Here is a 26777-nt window from a genome sequence, read left to right on the forward strand (position 1 = left end):
GTACACTCATGAGACATGAGTGGTGAAAGTGGCAGTAGTGAGCGGAACGTGGGCAGCCAGCTCGAAGAGGCGATCGAGGACTTCGCTGAATTCCAGCGCATCGTTCGCGGCCGCTCTGAAGCGACCGTCCGCGGCTATTGCTCTGACCTGCGCCTGCTGGCAGCGGAAGTCCCCGAATTCGCAGCATTTACGCTGAATTCTCTGCGCGAATGGTTAGCCCACGCCGTTGCTGAAGGTAAGTCCCGCTCCACCTTGGCGCGTCGGACCGCCGCGGTGCGCGCTTTTTCCACGTGGGCTGCGCGTGAAGGCTTCCTAAAAACTGATGTGGCGCAGCGTCTTGCCACGCCCAAGGTGGGCAAGCATCTGCCCACCGTGATGTCACCCACCGCGGCGGGGGAGCTGATGGGCAATGCGGTCTCTACCGACGAGATTCACTTTCTGCGCGATAGTGCCATGCTCGAATTCCTCTACGCCACCGGTGTGCGCGTGGCGGAACTCGTCGGCCTCGACGTCGGCGATATCGACCTTGCCCGCCGCACAGCTCGCGTGACCGGCAAGGGCAATAAGCAGCGTGTCGTCCCCTTTGGGGATGCTGCTCATGACGCGCTCTGCGCTTGGCTGAAGACAGGCCGCCCCGAGCTCGCCGGCGAAACGGAAGCGGTGTTTGTGGGCACACGCGGCGGGCGCATCGACGCGCGTCAGGTCCGTCGCGTCGTCGAGCGCGCCGCACAGGTCACGGGTGCGCCGGGCCTCACCCCGCACGGGCTACGCCACTCCGCAGCTACGCATCTGCTCGAGGGCGGAGCGGATCTACGCATCGTGCAAGAATTGCTCGGCCATTCCTCTCTGCAAACCACGCAGGTCTACACACACGTTTCTGCTCAGCGGCTTAAGGACGTCTACGCCCGTTCTCACCCACGGGCTTGAGCCGAATGACAGGTTCCCCGAGCAGGTCTAGTGGGTTGACGTAGTTCTCTCGGCCCTCAATCGCGCCCCAATGCAGCCCCGGATAGCCGTCCACGGACGGGGCGAGCGTTCCGATTACGTCCCCTTCTTTCACACTCTCGCCCTTCTTGACCCGCGCAAACACAGGTTGATAAGTGGTGCGTAGGCCGTTGCCATGAGCAATCGAAAGGGCCGGTTTGCCCGCTATGGAGCCGGCGAAATATACGACACCATCGCCGGCGGCGCGAACCTTCCCGCCGACAGGTAGGTCCAGATCGACACCGCGGTGGCCAGCCATCCACCGCTTCTCAGGAGGCTCGAAGCCACGTAAGACTCGAGAAGCAACCGGTTCCCCGGTGGTGGGGTCGACGAAGGCGGCGGCTAAGGGGACGTCGACAAGCACAGCCCACGTGAACAGGAGACCCAATAGATAAAGAAGACGGTGACGCATGACCTCAAGCCTGCGCGTGGGCGCGGTTCAAAGAAAGAGCCGGTGATAGATCTGTGGATAACGTGTTAAAGAAGAAACCCATGGTGCGTCAGGGGAAAGATTCGCGCATCCATCAACAATCCTGTGGCGATGTTTTGGTCGCGCCGTTTGGAATCACCGCCTGCGCAGTACTAAGCTTGCCCACAGCAGTCTGTGCTCAAACCCAATAGGGTTCCGTATGGATTGACTACGCGCGGCGAAGTAGTCGCTTCCTGGGTTAAGGAAGAGACAGTCTGTGGTTGACGCGGTCCCCACAAAGTTGGGGTGTTGACCAGGGCCTTCGTTGCTAGGGTGCGGAATAAAACACCGCACAATTTTTGCAAAACCGAAACAACGTATAGAAAGCGAGCGAATCATGGCAGTTGTAACCATGCGCGAGCTCCTCGACGCTGGTGTCCACTTCGGTCATCAGACCCGTCGCTGGAACCCGAAGATGAAGCGCTTCATCTTCACCGACCGTAACGGCATCTACATCATCGACCTGCAGCAGACGCTGACCTACATCGATGAGGCCTTCGAGTTTGTTAAGGAAACCGTCGCACACGGCGGCACCATCCTCTTCGTTGGTACCAAGAAGCAGGCTCAGGAAGCCGTTGCTGAAGAGGCAACCCGCGTTGGTATGCCGTACGTGAACCACCGCTGGCTCGGCGGCATGCTCACCAACTTCCAGACTGTCTCCAAGCGCCTGAAGCGCATGAAGGAGCTGCAGGCTATGGATGCGGCTGAGGACGGCTACAAGGGCCGCACCAAGAAGGAAGTTCTGATGCTGACCCGCGAGCGCACCAAGCTGGAGCGCGTCCTGGGCGGTATCTCCGATATGACCAAGGCTCCGTCCGCACTGTGGATTGTTGACACCAACAAGGAGCACATCGCGGTCAAGGAAGCTCAGAAGCTCAACATCCCGGTTGTTGCCATCCTGGACACCAACTGTGATCCGGATGAGGTCGACTTCCCGATTCCGGGCAATGACGACGCAATCCGCGCTACCAAGCTGCTCTCCGGCATCATCGCCACCGCTGTGGACGAGGGCAAGAAGGCTCGCGAGGAGCGCCAGCTTGCTCAGGCCAAGGAGGCTGCCGGCGACACCGCTGAGAAGGACGCCCGCGACGCTGCTGAGGCTGCCGCTGCGTCTGATCCGGCTTCCGCTGAGAAGTCCGAGGACGCCGAGAAGTCCGCAGAGTAATCTGCATACCTTAAGCCCCCGTACCGCACGGCCCACAGTGTCCGCGGCGATGGGGGCTTTTTCTCACGTGTTTTTCTTGGCTCGCTAAGGCACGTGACACACTAGAGGGTTGAAACGCCACGCAGAGGTTTCCCTCCGCTGGGGGAGTGGGCGAAAAACTACCACCCCCTCAACGCGACGTGGTGGTAGTGATTCGGCTACGCTGTTTCAACGAATACCGTTTAATTCCAAGGAGGATCGCTCCAACTATGGCGAACTACACTGCTGCAGACGTAAAGGCATTGCGTGAGGCCACCGGCGCCGGCATGCTCGATTGCAAGAAGGCTCTCGACGAGTCCCAGGGTGACTACGACAAGGCCGTTGAGTACCTGCGCATCAAGGGCGCAAAGAACGTGTCCAAGCGCGCTGAGCGTGAGGCTACCGAGGGCCTGATCGCCGTTTCCGGCAACACGATGGTTGAGATCAACTGCGAGACCGACTTCGTGGCCAAGAACGAGGCTTTCAAGTCCTTCGCTTCCAAGATCGCTGAGGCTGCCGGTGAGGCCAAGGTCAACTCCGGTGAAGAGCTCAACAACCTGGAGATCGACGGCAAGAAGGTTTCCGAGGTCGTCGACGAAGAGTCCGCAAAGACCGGCGAGAAGCTGCAGGCCCGCCGCGCAGTCACCATCGAGGGCGACAACGTTGCTGTCTACCTGCACCAGCGTTCCGCTGACCTGCCGCCGGCAGTAGGTGTTCTGGTTTCCTACGAGGGCAACGCAGAAGGCGCTCACGCAGTCGCTCTCCAGATTGCAGCCATGAACGCTGAGTACCTGACCCGCGAGGACGTTCCGGCTGAGATCGTTGAGAAGGAGCGCGAGATCGCTGAGGCCACCACCCGCGAGGAGGGCAAGCCGGAGGCAGCCCTGCCGAAGATCGTGGAAGGCCGCCTCAACGGCTTCTACAAGTCCGTGGTTCTGCTGGAGCAGGCAGCTCTGTCTGACTCCAAGAAGACCGTCAAGCAGGTTGCAGACGAGGCCGGCACCACCATCACCGGCTTCATCCGCTACGAGGTTGGCGCTTAAGCCTTCCTGAGACTCGTGCAGTCCGGGTTTAGAGCCTAGTGACTGCGAGTGCTCCCTCCTCCTCTTTCTTCCCCAAGGGCTGAGTGCCCGGTGGGGAGAAACTGGGGGAGGGAGTTCGCCGTTTTGCCCCCGCCCCTGAGGGTGGGGGGTCGCACGCAGCTGAATATATGACAGCGCCTTCCTATGGTTAAGATGGAACAGAATTATTCAAGCGCTTAACTGAAGCGTCGCCATGCGTGAAGGAGACGATGAAGACCGTGACTACCCCTGAACCGAAGCGAACCGGATACAAGCGAGTCATGCTCAAACTGGGTGGTGAGATGTTCGGCGGTGGCAAGGTCGGCATCGATCCTGACGTTGTAGAAAATGTTGCCCGCCAAATCGCCGAGGTGGCGAAGCAGGGGACTGAGATCGCCGTGGTGATCGGTGGCGGTAACTTCTTCCGCGGTGCCGAGCTTTCCCAGCGCGGTATGGACCGCGCTCGCTCGGACTACATGGGCATGCTAGGCACCGTCATGAACTCCTTGGCTCTGCAGGACTTCCTCAAGCAGCAGGGCATCGACTGCCGCGTGCAGACTTCCATCAACATGGCCCAGATTGCGGAGCCCTACCTGCCGCTGCGCGCCGACCGCCACCTAGAGAAGGGCCGTGTGGTCATCTTCGGTGCTGGTATGGGTATGCCGTATTTCTCCACCGATACCACCGCGGCGCAGCGCGCGCTGGAGATCGGTGCGGAGGTCCTCTTCTTGGCCAAGGCCGTCGACGGCGTCTATTCCGCCGACCCGCGCACGAATCCCGATGCGGAGCTGTACTCCGAAATCACCCCGCGCGAGGTTATCGAAAAGAACCTTAAGGTGGCCGATGCCACGGCGTTTAGCCTGTGCATGGACAACAATATGCCGATTCTGGTCTTCAACCTCCTCACGGAAGGCAATATCAAGCGCGCCGTGAACGGCGAGAAGATCGGCACGCTGGTTCAGTCCTAGTACAAACCGGCCGCGACCTGCTAGATTCTTTCCCAGTACTTTTGACTATTTCAAGGGAGTTGTAACCCTCATGATCGACGAGATCCAGCTCGAAGCTGAAGAGCACATGACCGCTTCGGTGGAGCACACCCGCGAGCAGCTGATTACCATCCGTACCGGCCGCGCCAACCCGGCCATGTTTAACGGCTTGGTTGCTGAGTATTACGGAGTGCCGACTCCGATTACCCAGATGGCCACCATCTCGGTCCCTGAGCCGCGCATGCTGCTTATCAAGCCTTATGAGCAGTCCGTAATGAATGAGATTGAGAACGCCATCCGCAACTCAGATCTGGGCGTGAACCCGACTAATGACGGCCAGGTGCTACGCGTGACCATTCCGCAGCTGACTGAGGAACGCCGCCGCGACATGGTCAAGTTGGCTAAGAGCAAGGGTGAAGACGGCAAGATTGCTATCCGCAACATCCGCCGCCGTGCCATGGAGCAGCTCAAGAAGCTCCAGAAGGATGGCGACGCCGGCGAGGATGAGGTTATCGCCGCCGAGAAGGAGATGGAAAAGATCACTTCCGGTTACATCGAGCAGGTGGACAAGCTCGTTGCCAATAAGGAAGAGGAGCTCATGGAGGTTTAACCTCCACTCTTCTAAGAGCGTTGATTTGCCGCCGCGCCAGGCACCGGCCAGCACGGCGGTCTTTTCTGTGTAGAGCCAGACCACCCACGATTACCTGAGGAGCATGCGTGAGCACTGAGCACTCGAGCCGGATGCCCAAACCCAAGAATTCTGCGGGGCGAGACATGCCCGCGGCAATTGCCGTCGGCGTCGGCTTGGGCGCGCTCGTCGTCTTTGCGGTGTGGGCTGGGCCTCTCGTGTGGTACCTCGTCGTCGCAGCCGCAGTGGGGTTGGGCATGTGGGAGGTGCTTACCCGTTTGCGGGAGCACTCTTACTATGTTCCGCGCACCCTACTGATCGTTCTTGGCCAAGCAATGCTCTGGGTCTCGTGGTTCCTTAACGCCCCAGGCCTTGTCGCTGTGTATGTGGTAGCGGTCCTTGCCCTCATGTTTGGGCGCCTCTTCCATAATGGCAGGCACCGCCCGCCGATTAACTATCTTCGCGATATGTCGATGGGCATCTTCGTGCTGACCTGGATTCCCCTGTTTGGCACGTTTGCCGCAATGCTCTCACGAGTGGAAACGCCGTTTGCTTCGGGGGCGGCGTCGATTGTCGTGTTTATGCTCTGTGTCGTCGCCTCAGACACCGGTGGCTTCATCGCTGGCGTTATGTTCGGGTCGCACCCCATGGCCCCAGCCGTTAGCCCCAAAAAATCGTGGGAAGGCTTTACCGGTTCGGTTGTTTTCGGCACCCTTACCGGCGCGCTTTCTTTCGCATTCCTGCTTCACCACAAGCCATGGGTGGGCGCGCTGATGGGACTCGGTCTTGTCTTCTGTGCAACCCTCGGTGATTTGGTGGAATCCCAGTTCAAGCGCGAGCTGGGAATCAAGGATATGTCTGCCTTGTTACCGGGACACGGCGGCATCATGGACCGCTTGGACGGCATGCTGCCGTCCGCGATGGTGACGTGGGTGGCGATGAGCTTCCTCACCACCCTTGCACCTTAGGTTTAGCGGCGAGCTTGCTTGCGCACCTGGCGGCGCAGCTCGAACATGCGCCAGCCGCCGACGAGGGCCATGATGAGGGCACCGGCGATGGCGCAGATCAGGTAGGTGACGCCCGCCGGGAACTGGACGGACCAGTTAAGGAAGTTCAGCGGTACCTGGTGTTGGTTCTGCAGGATGAAGATGATGAGGACGATGAGCAGCAGGAAGCCCACGATAAGGGCAATCCACGTGCTGGCAGCGAAAGAGCCCTTCACCTTGCCATCACTCTTATTCTCATAAGCCGTCGTGGTTGGAACTGGCTCGACCGAGCCTTCGGTGGCGGGGGATTCCGTGGTGTAATCAGTCAGCGGCTCCTCGGCCGGGGTGGTGGTGCGGAATTCCTCAGGGGAGTTTTCTGGATTCGTCATGCATCTATTAAATAGGTTGAGATGTCACTTTCGCCACTCCAGCAGAGCTTAGATTGGATAATGTGGCCGAAAACGTGGAAAATGGGCTCTACCATGGCTGAACCACTGAAACTGAATTTCTCCGCTCCGCGCCGCGGGCTACCCCCGAAGCATTTCGCGGACCTGACCGAGGCCGAGCGCATTGAGGCGCTCGCGGAACTTGGCCTGCCCAAATTCCGCGCAAAGCAGCTGGCCAAGCACTACTACGTCCACCACACCGCCGATGCTTCCGAGATGACGGATATCCCGGCCGCCGCCCGCGAGGCGGTCCAAGAGCGTTTGTTCCCCACGCTCATGGAGCCCATTCGGCAGACCTCCACCGATGATGGGGAAACCACCAAGTCCCTGTGGCGCTTGCACGATGGCACCCTGTTGGAGTCCGTGCTCATGCGCTACCCAGGGCGCGCCACCCTGTGTATCTCCTCCCAGGCTGGCTGCGGCATGGCCTGCCCATTCTGTGCCACCGGCCAGGGCGGGTTGGACCGCAACCTGTCCACCGCGGAAATCGTGGAGCAGTTTAGGCACGCTGCCCGCCTCATGGAAGAGGAGGGCGGACGTCTTAGCAACGTTGTCTTCATGGGTATGGGCGAGCCGCTGGCCAACTACAAGCGCGTGGTCCATGCGGTGCGCCAGATTACCGGATCTGACCTCACAGGTTTCGGCCTTTCCCAGCGCAATGTCACGGTGTCCACGGTCGGCTTGGCTCCGGCCATCCGCAAGCTCGCGGATGAGGACCTGTCCTGCACCCTCGCAGTCTCCCTGCACACCCCGGATGATGAACTGCGCGATACCCTCGTGCCGGTTAACAACCGCTGGCCGGTTGAGGAGGTCCTCGATGCCGCTAAGTACTACGCCGATAAGTCGGGCCGCCGCGTGTCCATCGAATATGCGCTGATCCGCGATAAGAACGATCAGGATTTCCGCGCCGACATGCTGGGCCGGAAGCTGCATGCGGCACTGGGATCCAAGGTCCACGTCAACGTCATTCCGCTCAACCCCACACCGGGTTCGGAGTGGGACGCCGCCCCGAAGGCGCGCCAGGACGAGTTCGTTCGCCGCGTCATCGCGCAGGGCGTGCCGTGCACCGTGCGCGATACCAAGGGCGATGAAATCGCTGCGGCCTGTGGCCAGCTCGCTGCCGACGAGCGCGAGACCGCTTAAGCATCCAGCTCACAGTTTCCTAACAATAGTTTTGCTGGAGAACAAGGCATTAATGGTTCTTGATACCGTTAATGCTTATGACTCATCCTTATCGCGAGGACTTAGCCACAGATCCACGCACCCAAGCTTTAGCGGTGCGCGATCTGCGCAAGTCTTTTGGTTCTCAGATCGCTGTCAACAGCCTCAACCTTGATGTCCCGCGCGGATCCATCTACGGCATAGTGGGGCCGAATGGCGCGGGCAAGACCACGATGCTGACCATGGCGTGTGGCCTCCAGCGCCCTGATGCCGGCCACAGCTTCATCGCCGGCCACAACGTGTGGGAGGAACCCATCCCCGCCAAACAGGCCATGGGGCTGCTCATGGATGGGGCGCCGGTCTTTGACCGTCTCACTGGCGCTGAATACCTTCACTACCTCGGCGCCCTTCACAAGTTAGAGCGCTCCGAGTCGCTGCGTCGTGCGCAGGAGCTTCTCGACGCCCTCTCCCTCTCCGAGGCCGCCGATAAACGCATCGCGGACTATTCCGCCGGCATGACCAAAAAGATCCTCCTGGCCGGGGCCGTCCTGCACAACCCGGAGGTGCTTATCCTTGACGAGCCTCTGGAAGCCGTGGATCCGGTCTCCGGGCGCCTCATCCAGCAGATGCTGCGCGCCTATGCCTCCCGCGGCGGCACGGTTATTTTGTCCTCACATGTCATGGAGCTCGTCGAGGGGCTGTGCGACCACGTCGCCATCATCAACGGCGGCCAAGTCATCACCGCGGGTCACGTCGACGATGTCCGCCAGGGCCAAAGCCTGAGCGATCTCTTTATCGCGGCCGTCGGCGGGCGGGACCTGGATGCCTCGAAGTTTGGGTGGCTGCGTTCGCCAGCGGCAGGTGACGCTGAATGACATCCACTCTGTTCAGCCTTCATCGCACTCTGTGGTGGCGAAGCGTTTCCTCCAACCCGGCGACGCTCATGATGGGGCTCATGATGCTGATCTACGGAGCAATCGGCCTCTTTTCCATCGCAGCCATGGTATATGCAGATATCACCACGCCCGGACACGGCTACCAAGCACTGACCGTCGGCGTGGCGGGCGGCATGCTCATTTACATACTCCTCGCTCTCTTTATGCCGGCGGGGGAGAATCAATTGAGCCCGACAACTCTGGGAGCCCTTCCTCTGACTCCCCGTGAGGTCCTTCCGGGCTTGTTCTTCTCCGGTCTGCTGACCACCCGCGCCATCATGTCGGTCGTCTTTTCCCTGGTGTATGCGATCATCGGCAGCATTTTCCTCATCCTGACAGGAACCGGGTGGGCTGCGGTGCCCTTCGTCGTGGGCATGGTGCTGTCGTGCGCGACGACCATCATCGTTGGCGAATGTCTTGGCCAAGTGGCTTCCGCTATCGCGGATTCCCAAAAGTCGCGCACCCAAATTGCGGCGATGGTGGTTATGGGCCTGCTGGTCTTTGGCATGCTGCAGGCACAGAGCGTCCTCGAGTCCTTGCCTCCGCTCGATTCGGTGGGCACCATCATGGCCTGGACTCCGTTGGGTGCCGGGGTGGGGTGTGCGCTCGCGCTTGTCGACGGCCACCTCATCACCGCCCTATCCCAACTCTTGATCGCGGTGGCCAGCCTTGTCCTGCTGGTATGGGCGTGGTCCCGTCAGATAGGCGGCCTCATGCGCAACCCCGGAACAGGCGGTGACGCAGCCAGCGAAGTGACGGGCAAGGGTGTGTCCAAGTTGGAGTTGGGCGCCTGGACTTATTCCAGCCCGGCGGCGATGGAATACTCTCGCGCACTGCGTTATCTCACCCGCGATAAGCGGCAAACCGGCATGCTCTACACGATGCCTTTGTTTGGCGTGCTGACCCTATATCAGTTGTGGAAGGGCGATGATTTCACCGCCTATTTCATGCTGTGCTTCAGCGCGATCGTGCTCTCTTCGCTCTTGGCTAATGATTATGGCTTCGATGGGCCATCGAATTGGGTCCACATGGTGGCTCCGGTTGCTCCGCGCACCATCCTTCATGCGCGCCACCTCGCACACGTCACTATTCCCTTGATCGGGTTTGTGCTGCTTGCCGTAGTGGTACTTGTCTTTAGCGACAACCTCACCTTGGGCATGTTGTGCACAGCTGTGGCTCTAGGCGTGTTCATTTCCACGGCGGCGGTGGGCTTGGGACTGACCGTGCTTAACCCTTATCCCTTGTCAGCCCCGGGACAGAACCGGTGGAATGACAAATCCGGCTATTCCGCTGGCGCTTTCTTCACGGCGTTCGTCGGCATGATGCTGGTGTGGGTGCCCGCGCTTCCCGGCATCGTGGTTTCTGCCCTCAGCTATGAGCGCGGCGGCTGGCTGCTGTATGCCGCTGTGATAGTTTCTCTGCTGGTTCCGTCACTTGTCTACGCCGCTGTCTGGCGCTTCGCCGGAAAGAGGGCGCAGGAGCGAACCCCGGAGATTTACGCCACGGTAAACCGTTACGTGAGCTAGGGGTTGAGCAGATAGTACAAAAGCTCCCTTCCATGTGCAGTTCATTCATGAACTGCGGGAAGGGAGCTTTTGTTTACAGCGAAGAAGCTTTAGTTAGCCACCGGCTTGGCAGCGTGGCGGCCGTCGGACACGCCGCGGAGGTGAGCGACGCGGGAGGGCTCAATGTTGAGGGCACGCAGCTCGTCATCGGTCAGGGAAGCGTAGACGTTGCCAACGGTCTTCTGCTCGTATGCCCAGTCCGGCTCCTCGTGGCCCACCGGCTTGTTGCGGGCAGTCAAGGTGCGTACCTGGGAGAGCTTCGGCTGCAGAGCGTAAATGACCAAGCCGAGGGCGATGAGGACTGCCAGGGCGATAAGCCAGACCGTCTCTACGTGGCCCTTGTGGTTACCAAAGTTATAAGCAAGCAGGAACGCGACGGACGTCCAGCCGGCGATCTGTACGCCTGAGCGGCTGATGCGGGACCAACCGAAACCTGCGGACGGGACGTCATCGGTGGATACGCCGTCGAAAACCTGCGATGCCGGCTTGTGGGAAGACACTTGCTCTCCTTTGCGTGTACATGCGGCCCGCCCTGGTTAGAACTAGTTGCGTGAGGCGAGCGCACGAAAATGCCAGTTATTCTGTGTAGTAGTTTAAATGATTCAGCCGATAACCGCGATTAAACACCCCCGCCTATCGCTATCGGAGCGCACAGGACTCCGACTAGGGTTGACCGGCTAGGGTTGAGAGGGTGAGTACCCAACGCATTCTTATTCTCGGCTCTACTGGCTCGATCGGCACCCAGGCTCTGGACGTTATCGCGGATAACCCGGATAAGTTCACAGTCGTAGGCATTGCCGCCGGCGGCTCCAACCCGCAGCTCATCATCGAGCAGGCTCGTGCCCTCAACCTTTCGTTTGACCACGTGGCCGTCGCCAAGCCCGATGCGGCACGCACCGTCTCCGAGGCCCTCGGTGGCACCGTGCTCTCCGGCCCAGATTCCGCAGAGCAGCTGGTTCGGGCCATCGATGCGGATAAGGTCCTCAACGCGCTCGTCGGTTCAATGGGCCTAGCCTCCACGGTCGCGACTTTGGAAAAAGGCGAGCTTCTAGCGCTAGCGAATAAGGAATCCCTCGTCGCTGGTGGCTCCATCGTGACCCGCCTGGCGGGGGAGGGTCAGATTATTCCGGTGGATTCCGAGCATTCCGCCATGGCGCAATGCTTGCGAGCGGGCAGTGATGTGGAGCTTGATCACCTCGTCCTCACCGCCTCCGGTGGTCCCTTCCGAGGCTGGACCCGCGAGGAGATGTGGGATGTCACCCCGCAGCAGGCTGCGCAGCACCCAACGTGGTCGATGGGGCAGATGAACACCCTGAATTCCGCCACGCTGGTCAACAAGGGCTTGGAGCTCATTGAGGCCACGCTGCTTTTCGACGTCTCCCCAGAGCGCATCGAAGTCACCGTCCACCCCCAGTCCATCGTCCACTCGATGGCAACGTTCACTGACGGCTGCACCATCGCGCAGTGCTCGCCACCGTCGATGAAGCTGCCGATCTCCCTCGCATTGGATTGGCCGCGCCGCGTACCGGGTGCCCAGCCGGCATTGGATTTTTCCACCGCGCATGACTGGCATTTCGAGCCGCTGGATGATGAGGCCTTCCCGGCCGTTCGCCTGGCGCGCGAGGTTGCCGCCGCCGGAGGTACCCACGCTGCCGTGTACAACGCTGCCAACGAGGAGGCGGCCGCGGCCTTCTTGGCGGGGCGCATTCACTTCCCGGAAATTGTTGACGTTGTCAGCCACGTCGTGGATCAGGCCGCGCAGTTCGCTGGTGTACCCTCTAGCGTCGATGATGTCCTCGCCGTGGAAGGCGAGGCCCGCCGTCGCGCCAACGCGATGGTGGATTCGCTCGATCGTTAGAAAGCCCCCTAATCTATGGCAAATGTCCTCGGCATAGTTCTCTTCGCCTTGGGGATCGGCATCACCGTTGCCCTGCACGAGGCCGGTCACATGTTTAGCGCTCGTGCCTTCGGCATGCGTGTGCGCCGCTATTTCATCGGCTTCGGTCCGCGCGTTGCGTCCTTTACGCGTGGACACACCGAGTATGGCCTCGCTGCCTTCCCGGTGGGTGGTTTCTGCGATATCGCAGGCATGACGGCGCAGGATGAGTTCCTCACGGAAGAGGAAAAGCCCTATGCCATGTACACGAAACCGGCGTGGCAGCGCATCATCGTGCTGGCCGGCGGCATCACCGTCAACCTGCTTTTAGGATTTATTATCCTGCTGATCATCGCCATGACGACGGGCTTGCCCAACCCAGACGCGGATGTGCGCCCGCGCGTTGGCGAGGTGTCCTGCGCGGCGAATCAGAAGGCCGATGGCGAACTCGAACCGTGCCAGGGAGTAGGCCCTGCTGGTGAGGCGGGCGTGGAACCTGGGGACATCGTTCTCGCGCTGAACGGCGAGACCATGGACTCCTTTGCGCAGCTTCGCGATACCGTCATGAGCTACCCCGGTGACACTGTCACCCTCAGAGTCGAACGCGATGGCGAGCCGCGTGACTTCGACATCACGCTTGCTACGGTGACTCGACTCAACGCCGAGGGGCAACTGGTGGAGGTCGGCGCCATCGGTATGAGCAACCAGATTATCGATATCAGGGAGATCTACTCCTTCGTCGACGCCTTCCCGGCGACCGCCCGCTACTCGGGCTATGCGCTCAACGCCACGGTCCAAGGAATCGCGCAATTCCCAGCCAAGATCCCGGGCGTGGTGGCCTCCATCTTTGGGCAGGAGCGCGATGTTAACGGACCAATGTCTGTGGTGGGAGCCTCCCGGGTGGGCGGCGAGTTGGTCGAGCGGAGCCTGTGGTCATCCTTCTTCATGATGCTGGCCACCCTCAACTTCTTCCTCGCGCTGTTTAACCTCATCCCACTCCCGCCGTTCGATGGCGGCCATATCGCCGTCATTATTTATGAGAAAATCCGCGACGCCCTGCGCCGCCTCATGGGCAAGGACCCGAAGGGGCCCGCGGATTACACCAAGCTCATGCCGGTGACCTATGTGCTGGCTTTCCTCCTCATGGCGGTGGGTGCTCTCATCATGATTGCGGACGTGGTTAACCCAATTCGGCTGTTTGGCTAGTGATCCACCTGCGGTGCGCGGTGCTAGAGTAGGGGCGTTAAAACCCAATTAGCAAGGAGCACACATGTCGACCCCTATTGGTCTTGGAATCCCCGACGGCCCGCCTCCCACCCTGGCGCCGCGCCGCAAGACGCGTCAGCTCATGGTTGGCCAGGTGGGCGTGGGCTCTGATCACCCGATTTCAGTGCAGTCGATGACCACGACGAAGACGCACGACGTCAACGCCACCCTCCAGCAGATTGCACAGCTGACCGCGAGCGGCTGTGACATCGTTCGCGTTGCCTGCCCGAAGACGGTTGATGCGGAGGCTTTGCCGGCGATTGCGCAGAAGTCCCCGATCCCGGTGATTGCAGATATCCACTTCCAACCCAAGTACATCTTTGCCGCCATCGATGCCGGCTGCGCTGCGGTGCGCGTCAACCCGGGCAACATCAAGGAATTTGATGGCCGCGTTAAAGAGGTGGCGAAGGCCGCCGGCGATGCCGGTATCCCGATTCGCATCGGCGTCAACGCGGGCTCCCTGGATAAGCGCATCATGGAGAAGTACGGCAAGGCCACCCCGGAGGCTCTCGTCGAGTCTGCGTTGTGGGAGGCCGGCCTCTTCGAGGAGCACGGCTACGGCGATATCGCCATTTCCGTCAAGCACAACGACCCCGTCGTCATGGTGGAGGCCTACCGCCAGCTCGCCGCTCAGTGCGACTACCCGCTGCACCTCGGCGTCACCGAGGCCGGCCCGGCATTCCAGGGCACCATCAAGTCTTCCGTGGCTTTCGGCGCCCTGCTCGCCGAGGGCATCGGTGACACCATCCGCGTGTCCTTGTCGGCGGATCCGGTCGAGGAGATCAAGGTCGGTGACCAGATCCTGCAGTCCCTCAACCTGCGCCCGCGCAAGCTCGAGATTGTTTCCTGCCCGTCCTGTGGTCGCGCACAGGTGGACGTCTACAAGCTCGCCAACGAGGTCACCGAAGGCCTCGACGGCATGGAGTTCCCGCTGCGCGTGGCTGTCATGGGCTGCGTGGTCAACGGTCCGGGCGAGGCCCGCGATGCCGACCTCGGCGTGGCCTCCGGTAACGGCAAGGGCCAGATCTTTGTCAAGGGTGAGGTCATCAAGACCGTTCCCGAGTCCAAGATCGTGGAAACGCTCATCGAAGAGGCAATGCGCTTAGCTGAAGAACAAGGTTTGGAAGCTGTGGAGGGCGCCAAGGCTGAGGTCCGCGTTACCAAGTAACCCACCTGCGGTGTGGGGCGGCCGTCTAGCCGCCCCAGGCTGCTACGCTGCCCAAGCATGAAGAGGTTCGTGGCGCTGCTCGGTGCGGCAGGTATCGCGGCGTCGTCATTGGTGGGATGCACCCCCAAGCCGGTGTCTGCGCGTCCAGTCGCTGAGCAATTCCTGGAAGACATGGAAACCCGCAATAACGAGGACTTGGTGCAGCTTGTCGATGATGGCAGCACAGCTACGAACACGCTTGACGCAACCTTCGCGGGCCTGCAAGCCGAGGGGCTCGACGTCGAATTGACCGGGGTTGATCAACAAGAGGCCCAAGCCACCGCGCACTATTCGGTGACGTGGACCCTGCCTCGTAATCGTTCCCTGCGCTATGACACCTCGATGGCCTTAACGCGCAAGGAGAAAGACTGGACGGTGCGCTGGCAGCCCAGCATTATCCACCCCGATCTCGGTGCGCACCAACACCTCGAATTGCGCTCAATTGCGCCGAAACGCGCCGGCGTGGTCTCCTCCGATGGAGTGGAACTCATGTCTCCGGGCTTGCAATACCGCCTCGTTGTCGATACCGACGCCGTAGACGACCCACGCCCCGTCGCCGCGAAAGTATCCGGCGCGCTGAGCCAAGCTCATCAAGAGGATGATTCCATCCCGGAGATTGACTCTGGTGAGCTAGCCAAGAATCTCGAGGAGGTCGATGGTTCCTACTCAGTCACCATGCTCAATGAGGCTCAGGCAGCGCGGCTGCGCCCGGTTCTGGAGAACCAGAAAGGGATCCGCTTCAACGAGGAACCCGCGCTTATCACGCGCGATACTGGCTTGGCCCCGGACATCCTCGCCCGGGTGCGGTCGATGGTCTCCGAGGAGGTCGACGGAACAAATGGATGGTCCGTTTCTGTCGTCAACGAACACGGAGCCGCGCTTTCCGACGTCGAGCATCACGAACCCGAGGCAGCTCCGTCCATCAAGGTATCGCTGGACTATGACGTCCAGCGTGCCGCGCAAGAAGCCGTCAATCAGCGTGCTGAATACGAGGCCATGCTCGTGGCCATGCGCCCTTCGACCGGCGAGATTCTAGCCGTGGCCCAAACCCCGGAGGCAGATAAGAAGGGCGATATCGCCCTCCAAGGTCAGTTCCCACCGGGTTCGGTGTTTAAGATCATTACGGCCTCGGCGGGCGTCGACAAGCAAGGCCTGTCTCCAGACTCTCTCGTTCCGTGCCCCGGCACCATGGAGCTGTATGGGCGCACCGTCACCAACTACAACGGGTTCTCCCTTGGCTCGGTGCCGCTGCGTCAAGCCTTTGCACAATCCTGCAACACCACTTTTGCGCAGATCTCAACGGATCTGCCGAAGGGTGAGCTACGTGATGTGGGCAAACAATATGGTCTGGGAATTGACTATGAGGTGCCGGGCTTATCGACGCTCACCGGCTCCGTCCCCGAGGGCGAGACACCCCTCGAGCGCACGGAATCTGGTTATGGACAGGGCCTCGACCTTGTCTCTCCCTTCGGCATGGCGCTTGTCTCCTCGACGGTCGCGGCGGGCAAGACCCCGACGCCGACGCTTATTGAGTCACGCGAGACCAAGGTGTCCGAAAAGGTCCCCGCGCCCAGCGAGGAAACATTGACTCAGGTGCGGGACATGATGCGCCAGGTGGTGGCAAGCGGTACGGCATCAGGGATGCAGGCGCAGGGCACCGTCTACGGCAAGACCGGTGAAGCGGAGATCAACGGCGGCTCACACGCCTGGTTTACCGGCTACCGCGATGACGATATCGCTTTCGCAACTCTGGTTGTTCTGGGCGGTGGATCGACGATTTCCGTCAACATCACGGACAATTTCCTGCAGCGCCTCGACGCCCTCCGCGCGGAAGGCCACGGCGAGGTTGCGCCCGCACAAGAGCAGTAGCGTGCGCTCATTAGCGCGCCAGTGATGTCCTTTGTCGGGCGCTGGGGAAGAGGGCTACCATGAGTAGTTATGACTAAGCGCGCGATGCTGAAGCAAGAAAAAGATACTCCAATCCGCAAGGTACCGAAGGACATTGAGCGCCCGGAGTACGTGTGGAAGGACACGGTCCAGGAAGCTCAGGGCGAGCCATTCGTGCAGACACCAGAGGTTATTGAGGCCATGCGTGAGGCCTCCCGGATTGCCGCCAATGCCCTCCAGGAGGCAGGAAAAGCAGTGGCGCCTGGCGTGACCACGGATGAGATTGACCGTGTGGCGCACGAGTACATGTGTGATCACGGTGCGTACCCGTCGACTTTGGGCTACCTGGGTTTCACGAAGTCCTGCTGTGTCTCCCTCAATGAGATTGTCTGCCACGGCATTCCGGACACGACGGTGATTGAGGATGGTGACATCGTCAATATCGACGTCACTGCGTTCAAGAATGGTGTCCACGGCGATACGAACGCTACGTTCCTCGCAGGCAACGTCACCGAAGAACACAAGCTGTTGGTCGAGCGCACCAAGGAAGCGATGATGCGCGGCATTAAGGCCGCAAAACCGGGCCGTGAGATTAACGTTATCGGACGCGTCATCGAGTCTTATGCACACCGCTTTGGCTACAACGTGGTCACTGACTTTACCGGGCACGGCGTAGGCCCTACCTTCCACAACGGGTTGGTTGTGCTGCACTACGATTCCATGACCTACCGCGACATCCTCGAGCCTGGAATGACCTTGACCATCGAGCCGATGATCAACCTGGGCTCCCTGGATTATGAGATCTGGGATAACGGCTGGACTGTCCAGAACACCGACGGCAAGTTCACCGCCCAGTTCGAGCACACCATTGTCATCACCGATGACGGCAACGAGATCCTCACTTTGCCGGACGAGGCCTAGCGTTTAAGCGCCAGCGTTTAAGCGCCGAGCGCTTAAACCTAGCCAAGATGAAACAAAGCCCTCCACTTCCCGTGCACTACACGGTGGGGTGGAGGGCTTTGTGCTGCCAGTAAAGAGCGCTAACTAGAAGGAGACGTTCTTCAAAGCCTGGCCAACGTAGTCCGGAATCATGCCGGAGAACACGGCGTAGTTGTAGCCGGCGACTGCGGTGGAGACAGCGGCTGCGGCGACCATAGCGATGGTGCCACCACGCCAGAGGTCCAGCCACTGCGGAACCTGGGACTCGTTCTTGGTGGAGCCGAAAGCGTCGGCGCCGTTGCCGGTGATGTTGCCGTCGGTCACGCCACCCAGCTTGGAGGAGAGGGAGCCCTCGCCCTCAGAGGAGAGCGCGGAGGACATTTCGGAGGAGGTAGCGTCCTTCTGGAGCTCCTCCTGAACCTGCTGCTCGGTCAGGCCGGAGCCCTCAACAGCCTCAGCGGCGGAAGCAACGGTGGTGCCAGCGAAGGCGATGGTAGCGGCGGTTGCAGCAGCAACGGCGGCGGTGCGGAATTTACGCATCTTGAGTAAAGCCTTTCAGAAAGTGGGTTAGAAGGGGAAGGGGAGAACTACATGCCGAACTTGAGGTAGTTCAGTGCCGGGCCAACCAGACCACCGGCGATGGTGATGATGGTGGCGACGATGCCGATGCCGGCGAGGGCCTGTGCCCACTTCGGCTCACCGGAGATCGAAGAGTTCTGGCCGAAGATGTTCTGACCATTGGCTTCCTTGTCCGCGTCGAGCGCCTTGCCCAGCTCGGAGGAGCCGCCCGCCTTCTGGGTGCCCTGCTGCTCACCAGCGGTTGCGGAAGAGTTGGTTGCAGAATCGTTGCTGCCCTCTGCAGCGGAAGCAACGGCGGTGCCGCCGAATGCAACAGCGAGAGCGGTAGCACCGGCAATGGTGGCCTTGCGAATGCGCATAGTGTGAATCCTTTTAAACCTCGTAGGAACTGGAGTAACTATAGGGTGCCCCAAGTCACCTGAGCGATTCTAGCGTAAACATTGGCAGGATTCACGGAATTCGCATCATTATTATGCGCGCATATCCCGCTTAAAGCGTCCCAGCTACTCGGTTCTGGGTCCAGGCATGCAAAAACGCCCATCCTCACGACGAGAGGATGGGCGCTAGAAAGTGCGCTGAGCTAGTCAGCGTACCCGCAACTTAATTAGCGGCGGAAGATCGGATCCAGCAGGTGTGCCGGAACGATGTTGTTGTACACAGCGAAGTTGTAAGCGCCGATGATAGCGCCGATGACGGAGGAGACACCCAAGGTGATAACGCCCGTCTTCCACTTGGAAGCCCACTCCGGCATGTTCGGGTCGGTCTCTTTGCCCCACATATCCTCGCCGGTGACCTTGTTGTCAGGGTTAACGACAGCCTTGCCGTCCTCGCCCTCTTCCCATGCGCCCCACTTCTTGCCCAGCTGGGTCAGGGAGCTGGAGGAGCCCTCCTTGGAGTTCTCAGCCGAGGAGGAGTCCTCGCTGGAGGAGGAGGCCTCTTTGGTGTTCTCGGTCGAGGCGGAGGTGCCCTCGTTGGTGTTTGCGGTCTCTGCGGAGGCAACGACGGTGCCGCCGAAAGCTACGGTGACAGCGGTGGCAGCAGCAACGGCTGCAGTGCGGAAGTTACGCATTGTGAAAATTACCTTTCGGAAGTTTTGGTGAAGCCGTGTGGCTGTTGCTTAGAAGGACGGGCCGTGTACGAAGAAGTTGTATACGGGGCCGATGATGGTGCCGACCAGAGCGGCGACACCAGTAGCAATGGTTACGCCGTAGAGGATCTTTGCCCACTCCGGCTGCTCGGAGAAGTCCTTCTTGATGCCGAAGATGGCAGTGCCGTCGGCTGCCTGGTCGCCCTCAACCTTGTTGCCAATCTTGGAGGACAGGGAAGGCGTGTAGTCCTCAGGGGTGGTGTCGGCTACGCCGCCCGGGCCGGTCTTAGACTGGCTCTGCTTCTCAACGGTGACGGTGTTATCGCCCTGCTCAGTGGTCTCAGCGGCGAAAGCAACGGTGGAGCCGCCGAAGGCAACAGCGAGAGCAGTAGCGCCGGCGAGGGCTGCATTGCGGATACGCATATCAAAAGTCCTTAGTGTCGTACGTGCAAGGCCTCCGGTTGAGAGGTCTTGATTTACAGGGATAGGGATTAGTTTGGTATCCCCAAAACACACTGAGCCGGTAGAGAGTATCGGCTCGTTCCGGTGTCCGTAATTAACCTAGCCAACGGTCAGGCAAAATGCACGTCAGTTGGAGCGTTCTTTTATGCACTGCCAGCAATCACCCCCGAAATGGGTGATTTTCTTAAAGGTTGCTGGCAGATGTTGTTGGTGTTAAGACGTGCTTGTAGTGGCTTTCAGTGGGAATGGCGAAATTAGTTTAACGCCAATGTGAAAAACGTTACATGATTCGATGTAACTTTCACTCTAGCCACTCTAGTCCCAAAACGGCGTTCTCCACTACTTCTGGCAGTGCCGGGTGGATCCAATACTGTGAACGGGCGAACTCGCGCATGTCGAGGTCGTAGCTCATCGCGGTGATCAATTGTTGGATAAGCGTGGAGGCCTGTGGGCCCATGATGTGGGCGCCGAGGAGCTTGCCCGTGGTCCGGTCCGCTACCAGCTTGCAGATGCCCGTCGAGTCCTCCATGGCCCAGCCATAGGCAACGTCGCCAAAATTTTGCACCTTTACAGTGACGTCATAGCCCTCCTCGCGGGCTTGTTCCTCAGTGAGGCCGACCGTCGCAATCTGTGGGTGCGTAAAGATGGCAGAGGGCACGTGCTCGTGGGGCATGGGCTGGAGATCGTCCGGGTGCAGCAGATTGTGCTGCACTGCTCGTTGCTCCGCATTGGCCACGTGCTTGAGCATGTACGGAGATGAAACATCCCCGAGCGCCCACACACCCTTGCAGGTTGTGCGGCCAAACTCGTCGACCTTGATTCGACCGTCCTCGTGCATTTCAATGCCGCTGGCAGAAAGATCCATCTGGTCACCGTTGGGCTGGCGGCCGGTGGCAACGAGGATGGCATCTGCCTCCACGACGTCCCCGCTGTCCAAGGTAAGGCGTACGCCGTCTTCGGTTTCATCGAGCGCAGTGGCGGTGCCGATGTGGACGTCGAAGCGCTTTCGTGCGAGGTCGTTGAAGCGGGAGCTTAGGTCCTCATCGAGGAAGCGGAGGAATTTCTCCGATCGGTTGACCACGGTGACGTCGGTCCCCAGGCCGTCGAAGACGTGAGTAAACTCCATGGCGATGTAACCGCCACCTACCACTATGAGGCTGCGCGGCTGCTTCTCAAGACGCATGATGTCTTCATTGGTGTGAACCGGGGCAGTGGCGCTGGCATACGGCTCGGGTAGCACGGGGCGTGAACCGGTAGCGATGACTATATTGTCACCGGTGATGATGTCCTCACCCGCCTGCAGGGTCTTCGGTCCGATGAACCGTGCGTGCTGATCAAAGACTGTAATATTGGGCGTTTCCTCGCCACGGCGGTACTCTTCGCCGCCCTGGGCAATCTGATCAATTCGGTTGTGGAACACGCGCTTGACGATGCCCTCCCAATCCACAGCATCCACGTGGGCGCTGAGCCCAAGGCGCGTGGCCTCGCGCGCGGCGAGCGCAACGTCGGCGGCGTAGACGTACATCTTCGTGGGGATGCAGCCTACGTTGAGGCACGTGCCGCCGAAGGTTCCCTTCTCAATGATGGCGATGGATTTACCGTCAAACTCGGGAGAGGGGATTGAATTTCCCGAACCTGTGCCGATGATGACGAGGTCAAAGTGCTGTGCGGAAGTCATGCCGATCATTCTAAAGGTTGACTAGCCGCAAACCGTGCAGGCTTTTAGGAGCGCGAGGCGCGGGAGGTTAATCCGTCTCAAGTGGTGCTACTGTGCTCAACCATTCCGCCGTGGCGGAGAGAGCGTCTAGTAGCGGCTCGGGACGCGAGAGAAAGAGATCGTGGCGCCCATTGTTGACAACGTGAAGCGTGTAGCGAGCACTGAGTTCCTTGGCCCAGCGCTGGCTTTGCCGTACATCAACGACAGTATCGGCGGTATTGGAGGACTCGCTGTATGGCCGGTTGAGCTCGGAGCGTCCAGAGGTCATAGTGAGCAGCGGGAGCCCAATGTTGATGCGGCCGGAGTGGATTGCGTCGAAGCCGCGGAAGACTGCTGCAACCCAACCCAGGAACTTGGGGTGTCCGCCCAGCGGCTTCAGGCGAAGATCGAAGTCCCAGTCGCCCTGTTCCCCGGAATGGACCGACTCCCCATAGGTTGTGAGGTCACCGGCGGGTATTTCGAGTCGTGGGGCGATGGCAGCGCCGGCATAGATAACGTGCTTGAGCGTCTCGTAGGTTCCATTCGGTATTCCCATCATGGCTAGCCAGGGGCTGTTGAACACGACACCAGCGATGCGGGCGAAACGCTCGCGATCATGGCGGCGAAGGCGATCGAGCCAGAGCGCGGTGATGGTGCCGGCGGTGGAGTGGCCCATGATGATGACACGCTGGTTGGGGATGGCATCGAGAGCTGCATTGAGATCAGCGTCGTAGTACTGCAAGTCGCTGATGTAGTGCCAGGTCTGACCGTCCCGTCGAGAGCGTCCGCACTTGCGCAGATCGAGGGCGTAGAAGGCATAGCCGAGCTCATAAAAGTACCGTGCCACGTGGTCATGGAAGAAATAGTCTGTCATCCCGTGGACCCACAGTAAGGCGGGGCGATCATCATGGGCGTCGCCGCCGGGGCAGTAGCGCACGAGCGTCGCGCAGACAGTGTCTTCGCCGTCAGGGTCGGTGCCGAGTTCGAGTGGAGCGGCCTGGAAGTCGGGGCCGAGGATGTCTTCTGACCATTCGAGTTCGTTATGCGTCATGGGATTCATGATAGGTCGCGCGGCCAGATGCATCTGGCAGAGCGGAGCGCTGACGGGAAACACCCTGCACCACAAATGGGGTAACAAATTCGAAATCGGGCATTTATTTTTTCAGGAATGCCTATTTCGCAATAAGGGGCGTAAAGTGGAATTAATGCTTGACGGACCTTCCGCAGGGGTGGTCTGTATGCCAGCTTGGACCCTAGCATCGTCGAGCGCTTTCTCACCGCGCCCTGTGCACCCACATGTGCGGGGCATTTGACCACATCGAATACATCGACTTAAAGAGGTAATAAGTACAGTGTCCTCCGATAAGAAGACAGCACAAGTAGTAGACGAGGTTGAGGTCGCACTCATTGGTGCAGGTATTATGAGCGCCACCCTCGGCGCCATGCTGCGTGAGCTCGAGCCCAGCTGGACCCAGATGGTCTTCGAGCGCTTGGACGGCCCTGCGCTTGAATCCTCCTCCCCGTGGAATAACGCTGGTACTGGCCACTCCGCGTTGTGTGAGTTGAACTACACCCCGGAGAAGAATGGCCGCATTGATGTTTCCAAGGCCATGAACATTAATGAGAAGTTCCAGGTTTCGCGCCAGTTCTGGTCCCACCAGCTCAACAACGGCATTCTGACGGACCCGAAGGCCTTCATCAATCCAGTTCCGCATGTGTCCTTTGCGCAGGGTTCCATCCAGGTTGACTACCTGAAGCGTCGCTTCGATGCGCTGAAGGACAACCACATGTTCCCGAACATGCAGTTCAGCGATGATGACGCTACCTTCCAGGAAAAGCTTCCTCTGATGTCGGAAGGCCGTGACTTCAACGCTCAGAAGGTCGCTATTTCCTGGACCGAAGTTGGTACCGACGTCAACTTTGGTGCCCTGGCGAAGCAGTTCTTCACCGCGGCTAAGGCAGCGGGTACCGAGATCCGCTACGGCCACGAGGTCGTCGATATCAAGCGCGATGGTTCCAAGTGGCGCGTGGTGGCAAAGAACCTGCACACCGGTGACTACGAGGCAGTCCACGCCAAGTTCGTCTTCGTGGGTGCAGGCGGCTACGCGCTCGACCTGCTGCGCAAGGCTGGGGTCCGTGAGGTTTCTGGTTTCGCAGGCTTCCCGGTTTCCGGTCTGTGGCTGCGTTCTAAGAACCCGGATCTGATTAAGCAGCACCACGCCAAGGTTTATGGCAAGGCTGCTGTGGGCGCTCCGCCGATGTCCGTGCCGCACCTGGATACCCGCGTCATTGATGGCGAGCAAGGCCTGCTGTTTGGTCCGTACGGCGGCTGGTCCCCGAAGTTCCTCAAGAAGGGCTCCTACCTGGACCTGTTTAAGTCCATTCGTCCGGATAACATCACCTCTTACCTGGGCGTTGCGGCACAGGAGTTCGGCCTGACCAAGTACCTGGTTACTGAGGTCCTCAAGGACTTCGACAAGCGCGTCGAGACCCTGAAGGAGTACGTACCGAGCGCAGACCCGGCAGATTGGGAGACCGTCATCGCCGGCCAGCGCGTCCAGGTGATTAAGCCGGCGGGTGCACCGCAGTTCGGTTCCTTGGAGTTCGGTACCACCCTCATCAATAACCCTGAGGGCAACATTGCTGGCCTGCTCGGCGCTTCCCCGGGAGCGTCCATCACCCCGGCCATCATGGTGGAGCTGCTCGAGCGCTGCTTCGGTGAGCACATGATCCAGTGGGGCGATAAGATTCAGGAAATGATTCCTTCCTACGGCACCAAGCTCTCCAAGGACAAGAAGCTCTACAACGAGATGTGGGAGTACACGCAGAAGACCCTGCAGCTTGAGTCCAAGTAAATTCTCCTTTCGGCTCGTAGGTGCCTGCCTCGCAGGTAATTCTCAGTAACTGGCAGGGAGCGTCCAGTGCACCGGAACGCTCCACCAAGGAGAGCGCCCCATAATAATGGTGTGCGTTTGAGAGAGCGCATGCGAGAGAGATAGAGAGAACCCCAGCCGCGCGGGGCGGTCGGCCTGAGAAACCGACCGGGAGCGTGGCAGTGAAAGATAGAGACGCACCGCCGCCCTGAGACTCCGTTTCCTTTCCTACGGAGGCCTCGGGGCGGCGGTGTGTTTTCCTTTTCTTCTCTTACGTTCCGCAGTAGGTGAGGTAGCCTTCCGTGCCACCCGGTTGCTCGTATTCTGGTGCGGCAGTAAAGGGACGCGTGGTGGCGTGAAGCAAGCGGGGGAATTCTTCAGCATCGCTCAGTGCGGCCTCGACCAGACGCGGGCGGGGAATCACGCGGGGCACGGTTTGCTTGAGAGACTCGACGTTGGGGCCACTAGCACGGTAGGCATCAACAAATCGAGCGTCACCAAACATCTCATAGGCTTCTGCCGGTTCACCCGCCGCTGCGCTGACGAGACTGCGGTGGGCCTGCGTGAGATCCGGAGCGGACTGTGCAAGGGCCGCACTATAGTCCTGGAAGAGCTCATCGGGAATCTGCAAACGGTTCGCGGCTTCGCGGCGGCGCGCCTTTTCATAGCGCTCGCCAAAGGAATTGATGGCCGCCTGAGCCCAGGTGAGGGCGGCGTTGGGGGAGACGTCGAAAAGCGGCAGCAGTGATTCCGCCAACCGCGCAAGGTTCCACCCCAGCATGTCGGGCTGGCGCCCAAAGCGGTAGCGACCCTGCGTATCGATGGAGCTAAACCAGGTATTGAGGTCATAGCTCTCCAAGAACGCGCACGGCCCGTAGTCAATCGTCTCACCAGATAGCGTGGTGTTATCGGTGTTCATCACGCCGTGGATGAAACCCACCTGCATCCACCCGGCAACCGTCGCTGCCTGTGCGTCCATGACGCGGGTAAACAGCTCTCGGTAGTCGGCGCCAGGGTAGTGGCGTTCAATGGTGTAATCGGCGAGCTGTTGGAGTAACCCGGGCACCTGCGAGTGCGCGGCGAAGTGGAAGGAACCAACACGGATGTGGCTCGCGGCAACGCGCACGAGAACGCCTGCTTCCTCCACCATCTGGCGCTGAATGGGACGGCCGGTCCCGATGACCGCCAGCGACCGCGTGGTGGGCACACCGAGGGCGTGCATCGACTCGGAGAAGAGATATTCACGCAGCATTGAGCGCAGCGTGCCGCGCCCATCAGAGCCATAGCGCGAATAGGGGGTTAGTCCTGTCCCTTTGGCATGCAGATCCCAGAGGCCCGTGGGGTTGTGCGCAGCGGTGGGGCCGGTGACTTCGCCCAAGAGCAGGGCGCGGCCGTCACCCATTGTCGGGTTGTATTGGCCGAACTGAAAGCCGGCGTAGGTCATTGCGTGGGGAGTAACTGGACCGCGGCCGAGGAGAAACTCCAGGCCATCTTCGCTGCGCAGCCAGTCCGGGTCGAGACCCAGTTCGGTGGCTAGCTCTTCGTTGAGCACCACCAATCGCGCCGTTGGCTGTTCCTCGCCCCGGCTCGCCGTGACCATGTGGGGAAGGCGTTGGGCGAATTCGCTGCGTAGCTCGAAAGGGAGGGAGGCATCAGACATCGCGAGACTCCAGTGTTCCGCGCACGCGAACGTGGACGTTGCCGCCGACCCAGATGTCTTCGCCATCGTCATCGATATAGACGCGGCCATTGCGTCCTACCTGACTGCCCTGTGCAGCGGTATAGCGGGCAGGTACAACACCCTTGGCGCGGAGGAATTGGGCCGCTCCGCCGTTGAAAGAACCTGTGACGGGATCCTCGAATTGCCCGGTGATGGCGCGGACTTCGTATGCCGGATCTTCGGCTTCGGTGAGGCCGACCACGCCTACCTTGACGCCCGGGGTGGGCGTGGGGTTAAGCCCGCGCACGGCCTCGGCAGACTCGAGTTGGACTAGGCGCCAGCCAGGACCGTTGTCCACCCAGCCGGAGTCAACGATGCTCTCTTGGCCGATTCCGAGGACAGCTGCCGCTTCGGCCTGCTCCGCGTCGTTGAGCGCCCCGTCACGCACCAAGGGCGGGGTAGCGAAGGCGAAGCGGCCCTCTTCTTGGCGCACGGTGACCAACCCAACTCCGCATTCCTGAATCAGGGTGTCGTTCTTTCCGAGCAATTCTGCTGCCACGCGCGCGCTGCCCAGCGTGGGGTGGCCGGCGAAAGGAAACTCCTCGTAGGGTGTAAAAATCCTCACTCGGTAGTCCGCGCCTGGATCTGTAGGCGAGCACAGGAAGGTTGTCTCAGAGAAATTGGTCCAGTGCGCGATGCGCTGCATTTCTTCGGTGCTTAAACCATCGGCATCCGCGACCACGGCGAGGGGATTACCGGTGAACGGTCCAGTGGCAAAGACATCTACTTCAAAGAATCGGTGCTGCATGGGGCTTAAGTCTAGTCGCACCGGTAGGTGGGG

The 26777-nt window shown here is 60.2% G+C and carries 26 protein-coding genes; 15 read left to right on the plus strand and 11 right to left on the minus strand.

The annotated features are described in order from the left end of the window. Positions 1 to 15: 15 nt before the first annotated feature. A complete protein-coding gene (locus HMPREF2808_RS03835; protein ID WP_070526994.1) occupies positions 16 to 927 on the plus strand; it encodes a tyrosine recombinase XerC in 912 nt (303 codons plus the stop codon). Here HMPREF2808_RS03835 and HMPREF2808_RS03840 read toward each other — a convergent pair. After that, positions 890 to 1396 carry a murein hydrolase activator EnvC family protein gene (locus HMPREF2808_RS03840; protein WP_070526997.1) on the minus strand — a complete coding sequence of 169 codons (507 nt, stop codon included), beginning with the start codon at positions 1394 to 1396 and terminating at the stop codon, positions 890 to 892. The two genes, HMPREF2808_RS03835 and HMPREF2808_RS03840, sit on opposite strands and share 38 nt — an antisense overlap. A gap of 394 nt (positions 1397 to 1790) precedes the next feature. Here HMPREF2808_RS03840 and rpsB point away from each other — a divergent pair, with 394 nt between their 5' ends. The 5 genes from rpsB to HMPREF2808_RS03865 all read left to right on the plus strand — a co-directional run bounded on the left by rpsB (position 1791) and on the right by HMPREF2808_RS03865 (position 6279). Beyond that, positions 1791 to 2618, plus strand: coding sequence for a 30S ribosomal protein S2 (gene rpsB, locus HMPREF2808_RS03845; protein WP_046648052.1), 828 nt, complete (start codon positions 1791 to 1793; stop codon positions 2616 to 2618). A gap of 248 nt (positions 2619 to 2866) precedes the next feature. Beyond that, complete coding sequence (tsf, locus tag HMPREF2808_RS03850; protein ID WP_070527000.1) at positions 2867 to 3679, plus strand: translation elongation factor Ts; 813 nt, start codon at positions 2867 to 2869, stop codon at positions 3677 to 3679. 248 nt (positions 3680 to 3927) lie between these two features. Next, positions 3928 to 4665, plus strand: a complete 738-nt coding sequence (pyrH, locus tag HMPREF2808_RS03855; RefSeq protein WP_070527003.1) for a UMP kinase — start codon at positions 3928 to 3930, stop codon at positions 4663 to 4665. 70 nt (positions 4666 to 4735) lie between these two features. Next, entirely contained in the window at positions 4736 to 5293 is a 558-nt protein-coding gene (frr, locus tag HMPREF2808_RS03860; RefSeq protein WP_070527006.1) for a ribosome recycling factor, read from the plus strand. A 131-nt stretch (positions 5294 to 5424) separates the two neighbouring features. Next, positions 5425 to 6279, plus strand: coding sequence for a phosphatidate cytidylyltransferase (locus HMPREF2808_RS03865; RefSeq protein WP_210383636.1), 855 nt, complete (start codon positions 5425 to 5427; stop codon positions 6277 to 6279). A 2-nt stretch (positions 6280 to 6281) separates the two neighbouring features. On the opposite strand, the gene HMPREF2808_RS03870 is transcribed toward HMPREF2808_RS03865, so the two are convergent. After that, the gene (locus HMPREF2808_RS03870; protein WP_070527012.1) at positions 6282 to 6686 is read right to left on the minus strand and encodes a LapA family protein; all 405 of its coding nucleotides are present in this window, start codon (positions 6684 to 6686) and stop codon (positions 6282 to 6284) included. A 93-nt stretch (positions 6687 to 6779) separates the two neighbouring features. On the opposite strand from HMPREF2808_RS03870, the gene rlmN reads away from it, so the two are divergent. The 3 genes from rlmN to HMPREF2808_RS03885 all read left to right on the plus strand — a co-directional run bounded on the left by rlmN (position 6780) and on the right by HMPREF2808_RS03885 (position 10365). Beyond that, positions 6780 to 7886 (plus strand): dual-specificity RNA methyltransferase RlmN, encoded by a 1107-nt coding sequence (gene rlmN, locus HMPREF2808_RS03875; RefSeq protein WP_070527595.1) that lies wholly within the window; start codon positions 6780 to 6782, stop codon positions 7884 to 7886. A 71-nt stretch (positions 7887 to 7957) separates the two neighbouring features. Then, positions 7958 to 8779, plus strand: coding sequence for an ABC transporter ATP-binding protein (locus tag HMPREF2808_RS03880; protein ID WP_070623828.1), 822 nt, complete (start codon positions 7958 to 7960; stop codon positions 8777 to 8779). Next, positions 8776 to 10365, plus strand: a complete 1590-nt coding sequence (locus tag HMPREF2808_RS03885) for an ABC transporter permease (RefSeq protein ID WP_246818506.1) — start codon at positions 8776 to 8778, stop codon at positions 10363 to 10365. Before HMPREF2808_RS03880 ends, HMPREF2808_RS03885 begins: the two co-directional genes overlap by 4 nt. A gap of 89 nt (positions 10366 to 10454) precedes the next feature. On the opposite strand, the gene HMPREF2808_RS03890 is transcribed toward HMPREF2808_RS03885, so the two are convergent. After that, positions 10455 to 10904, minus strand: coding sequence for a DUF2631 domain-containing protein (locus tag HMPREF2808_RS03890; RefSeq protein WP_070533158.1), 450 nt, complete (start codon positions 10902 to 10904; stop codon positions 10455 to 10457). 191 nt (positions 10905 to 11095) lie between these two features. Between HMPREF2808_RS03890 and dxr the strand changes: the two genes are divergently transcribed. The 5 genes from dxr (at position 11096) to map (ending at position 17561) form a co-directional block, all read left to right on the plus strand. Beyond that, entirely contained in the window at positions 11096 to 12262 is a 1167-nt protein-coding gene (gene dxr / locus HMPREF2808_RS03895; RefSeq protein ID WP_070623831.1) for a 1-deoxy-D-xylulose-5-phosphate reductoisomerase, read from the plus strand. Between the two features lie 15 nt (positions 12263 to 12277). Beyond that, positions 12278 to 13486 carry a M50 family metallopeptidase gene (locus tag HMPREF2808_RS03900; RefSeq protein ID WP_070623834.1) on the plus strand — a complete coding sequence of 403 codons (1209 nt, stop codon included), beginning with the start codon at positions 12278 to 12280 and terminating at the stop codon, positions 13484 to 13486. A gap of 64 nt (positions 13487 to 13550) precedes the next feature. Beyond that, positions 13551 to 14714 carry a flavodoxin-dependent (E)-4-hydroxy-3-methylbut-2-enyl-diphosphate synthase gene (gene ispG, locus HMPREF2808_RS03905; RefSeq protein ID WP_070445607.1) on the plus strand — a complete coding sequence of 388 codons (1164 nt, stop codon included), beginning with the start codon at positions 13551 to 13553 and terminating at the stop codon, positions 14712 to 14714. A gap of 57 nt (positions 14715 to 14771) precedes the next feature. Then, a complete protein-coding gene (locus HMPREF2808_RS03910; protein WP_070623836.1) occupies positions 14772 to 16622 on the plus strand; it encodes a penicillin-binding transpeptidase domain-containing protein in 1851 nt (616 codons plus the stop codon). A gap of 69 nt (positions 16623 to 16691) precedes the next feature. Continuing rightward, positions 16692 to 17561: a type I methionyl aminopeptidase gene (gene map, locus HMPREF2808_RS03915; RefSeq protein WP_070623839.1), complete on the plus strand. Its 870-nt coding sequence runs from the start codon at positions 16692 to 16694 to the stop codon at positions 17559 to 17561. 123 nt (positions 17562 to 17684) lie between these two features. On the opposite strand, the gene HMPREF2808_RS13680 is transcribed toward map, so the two are convergent. From HMPREF2808_RS13680 to HMPREF2808_RS03945, 6 genes are all read right to left on the minus strand, one after another. Continuing rightward, a complete protein-coding gene (locus HMPREF2808_RS13680) occupies positions 17685 to 18119 on the minus strand; it encodes a hypothetical protein (RefSeq protein ID WP_230310860.1) in 435 nt (144 codons plus the stop codon). 47 nt (positions 18120 to 18166) lie between these two features. Next, positions 18167 to 18517, minus strand: a complete 351-nt coding sequence (locus tag HMPREF2808_RS03925; protein ID WP_070623841.1) for a hypothetical protein — start codon at positions 18515 to 18517, stop codon at positions 18167 to 18169. A 245-nt stretch (positions 18518 to 18762) separates the two neighbouring features. Further along, positions 18763 to 19227 carry a hypothetical protein gene (locus HMPREF2808_RS03930; RefSeq protein WP_070623844.1) on the minus strand — a complete coding sequence of 155 codons (465 nt, stop codon included), beginning with the start codon at positions 19225 to 19227 and terminating at the stop codon, positions 18763 to 18765. A gap of 48 nt (positions 19228 to 19275) precedes the next feature. Continuing rightward, positions 19276 to 19668, minus strand: coding sequence for a hypothetical protein (locus tag HMPREF2808_RS03935; protein WP_070623847.1), 393 nt, complete (start codon positions 19666 to 19668; stop codon positions 19276 to 19278). Positions 19669 to 20008: 340 nt separating this feature from the next. Beyond that, complete coding sequence (gene mtr, locus HMPREF2808_RS03940; RefSeq protein ID WP_070533145.1) at positions 20009 to 21394, minus strand: mycothione reductase; 1386 nt, start codon at positions 21392 to 21394, stop codon at positions 20009 to 20011. A 58-nt stretch (positions 21395 to 21452) separates the two neighbouring features. Beyond that, on the minus strand, positions 21453 to 22454 hold the full coding sequence (locus HMPREF2808_RS03945; protein ID WP_198530320.1) for an alpha/beta hydrolase: 1002 nt from the start codon (positions 22452 to 22454) through the stop codon (positions 21453 to 21455). 301 nt (positions 22455 to 22755) lie between these two features. On the opposite strand from HMPREF2808_RS03945, the gene mqo reads away from it, so the two are divergent. Continuing rightward, positions 22756 to 24258, plus strand: coding sequence for a malate dehydrogenase (quinone) (gene mqo, locus HMPREF2808_RS03950; protein WP_070565585.1), 1503 nt, complete (start codon positions 22756 to 22758; stop codon positions 24256 to 24258). Positions 24259 to 24547: 289 nt separating this feature from the next. Here the strand turns inward: mqo and HMPREF2808_RS03955 are convergent, their stop codons facing one another. Beyond that, positions 24548 to 25936, minus strand: a complete 1389-nt coding sequence (locus HMPREF2808_RS03955; RefSeq protein WP_070623853.1) for a protein adenylyltransferase SelO family protein — start codon at positions 25934 to 25936, stop codon at positions 24548 to 24550. Next, positions 25929 to 26744, minus strand: a complete 816-nt coding sequence (locus tag HMPREF2808_RS03960) for a PhzF family phenazine biosynthesis protein (RefSeq protein ID WP_070623856.1) — start codon at positions 26742 to 26744, stop codon at positions 25929 to 25931. Before HMPREF2808_RS03960 ends, HMPREF2808_RS03955 begins: the two co-directional genes overlap by 8 nt. Positions 26745 to 26777 lie beyond the last annotated feature (33 nt).

Source organism: Corynebacterium sp. HMSC078A10, assembly GCF_001811565.1.
In the GTDB taxonomy this organism is placed as follows: Bacteria; Actinomycetota; Actinomycetes; order Mycobacteriales; family Mycobacteriaceae; genus Corynebacterium; species Corynebacterium hesseae.

Coding starts and splice junctions, on each gene's coding strand:
- HMPREF2808_RS03835 (WP_070526994.1), top strand. CDS start 16: ATGAGTGGTGAAAGTGGCAGTAGTGAGCGGAACGTGGGCAGCCAGCTC.
- HMPREF2808_RS03840 (WP_070526997.1), bottom strand. CDS start 1,396: ATGCGTCACCGTCTTCTTTATCTATTGGGTCTCCTGTTCACGTGGGCT.
- rpsB (WP_046648052.1), top strand. CDS start 1,791: ATGGCAGTTGTAACCATGCGCGAGCTCCTCGACGCTGGTGTCCACTTC.
- tsf (WP_070527000.1), top strand. CDS start 2,867: ATGGCGAACTACACTGCTGCAGACGTAAAGGCATTGCGTGAGGCCACC.
- pyrH (WP_070527003.1), top strand. CDS start 3,928: ATGAAGACCGTGACTACCCCTGAACCGAAGCGAACCGGATACAAGCGA.
- frr (WP_070527006.1), top strand. CDS start 4,736: ATGATCGACGAGATCCAGCTCGAAGCTGAAGAGCACATGACCGCTTCG.
- HMPREF2808_RS03865 (WP_210383636.1), top strand. CDS start 5,425: ATGCCCAAACCCAAGAATTCTGCGGGGCGAGACATGCCCGCGGCAATT.
- HMPREF2808_RS03870 (WP_070527012.1), bottom strand. CDS start 6,686: ATGACGAATCCAGAAAACTCCCCTGAGGAATTCCGCACCACCACCCCG.
- rlmN (WP_070527595.1), top strand. CDS start 6,780: ATGGCTGAACCACTGAAACTGAATTTCTCCGCTCCGCGCCGCGGGCTA.
- HMPREF2808_RS03880 (WP_070623828.1), top strand. CDS start 7,958: ATGCTTATGACTCATCCTTATCGCGAGGACTTAGCCACAGATCCACGC.
- HMPREF2808_RS03885 (WP_246818506.1), top strand. CDS start 8,776: ATGACATCCACTCTGTTCAGCCTTCATCGCACTCTGTGGTGGCGAAGC.
- HMPREF2808_RS03900 (WP_070623834.1), top strand. CDS start 12,278: ATGGCAAATGTCCTCGGCATAGTTCTCTTCGCCTTGGGGATCGGCATC.
- ispG (WP_070445607.1), top strand. CDS start 13,551: ATGTCGACCCCTATTGGTCTTGGAATCCCCGACGGCCCGCCTCCCACC.
- HMPREF2808_RS03910 (WP_070623836.1), top strand. CDS start 14,772: ATGAAGAGGTTCGTGGCGCTGCTCGGTGCGGCAGGTATCGCGGCGTCG.
- map (WP_070623839.1), top strand. CDS start 16,692: ATGACTAAGCGCGCGATGCTGAAGCAAGAAAAAGATACTCCAATCCGC.
- HMPREF2808_RS13680 (WP_230310860.1), bottom strand. CDS start 18,119: ATGCGTAAATTCCGCACCGCCGCCGTTGCTGCTGCAACCGCCGCTACC.
- HMPREF2808_RS03925 (WP_070623841.1), bottom strand. CDS start 18,517: ATGCGCATTCGCAAGGCCACCATTGCCGGTGCTACCGCTCTCGCTGTT.
- HMPREF2808_RS03930 (WP_070623844.1), bottom strand. CDS start 19,227: ATGCGTAACTTCCGCACTGCAGCCGTTGCTGCTGCCACCGCTGTCACC.
- HMPREF2808_RS03935 (WP_070623847.1), bottom strand. CDS start 19,668: ATGCGTATCCGCAATGCAGCCCTCGCCGGCGCTACTGCTCTCGCTGTT.
- mtr (WP_070533145.1), bottom strand. CDS start 21,394: ATGATCGGCATGACTTCCGCACAGCACTTTGACCTCGTCATCATCGGC.
- HMPREF2808_RS03945 (WP_198530320.1), bottom strand. CDS start 22,454: ATGACGCATAACGAACTCGAATGGTCAGAAGACATCCTCGGCCCCGAC.
- HMPREF2808_RS03955 (WP_070623853.1), bottom strand. CDS start 25,936: ATGTCTGATGCCTCCCTCCCTTTCGAGCTACGCAGCGAATTCGCCCAA.
- HMPREF2808_RS03960 (WP_070623856.1), bottom strand. CDS start 26,744: ATGCAGCACCGATTCTTTGAAGTAGATGTCTTTGCCACTGGACCGTTC.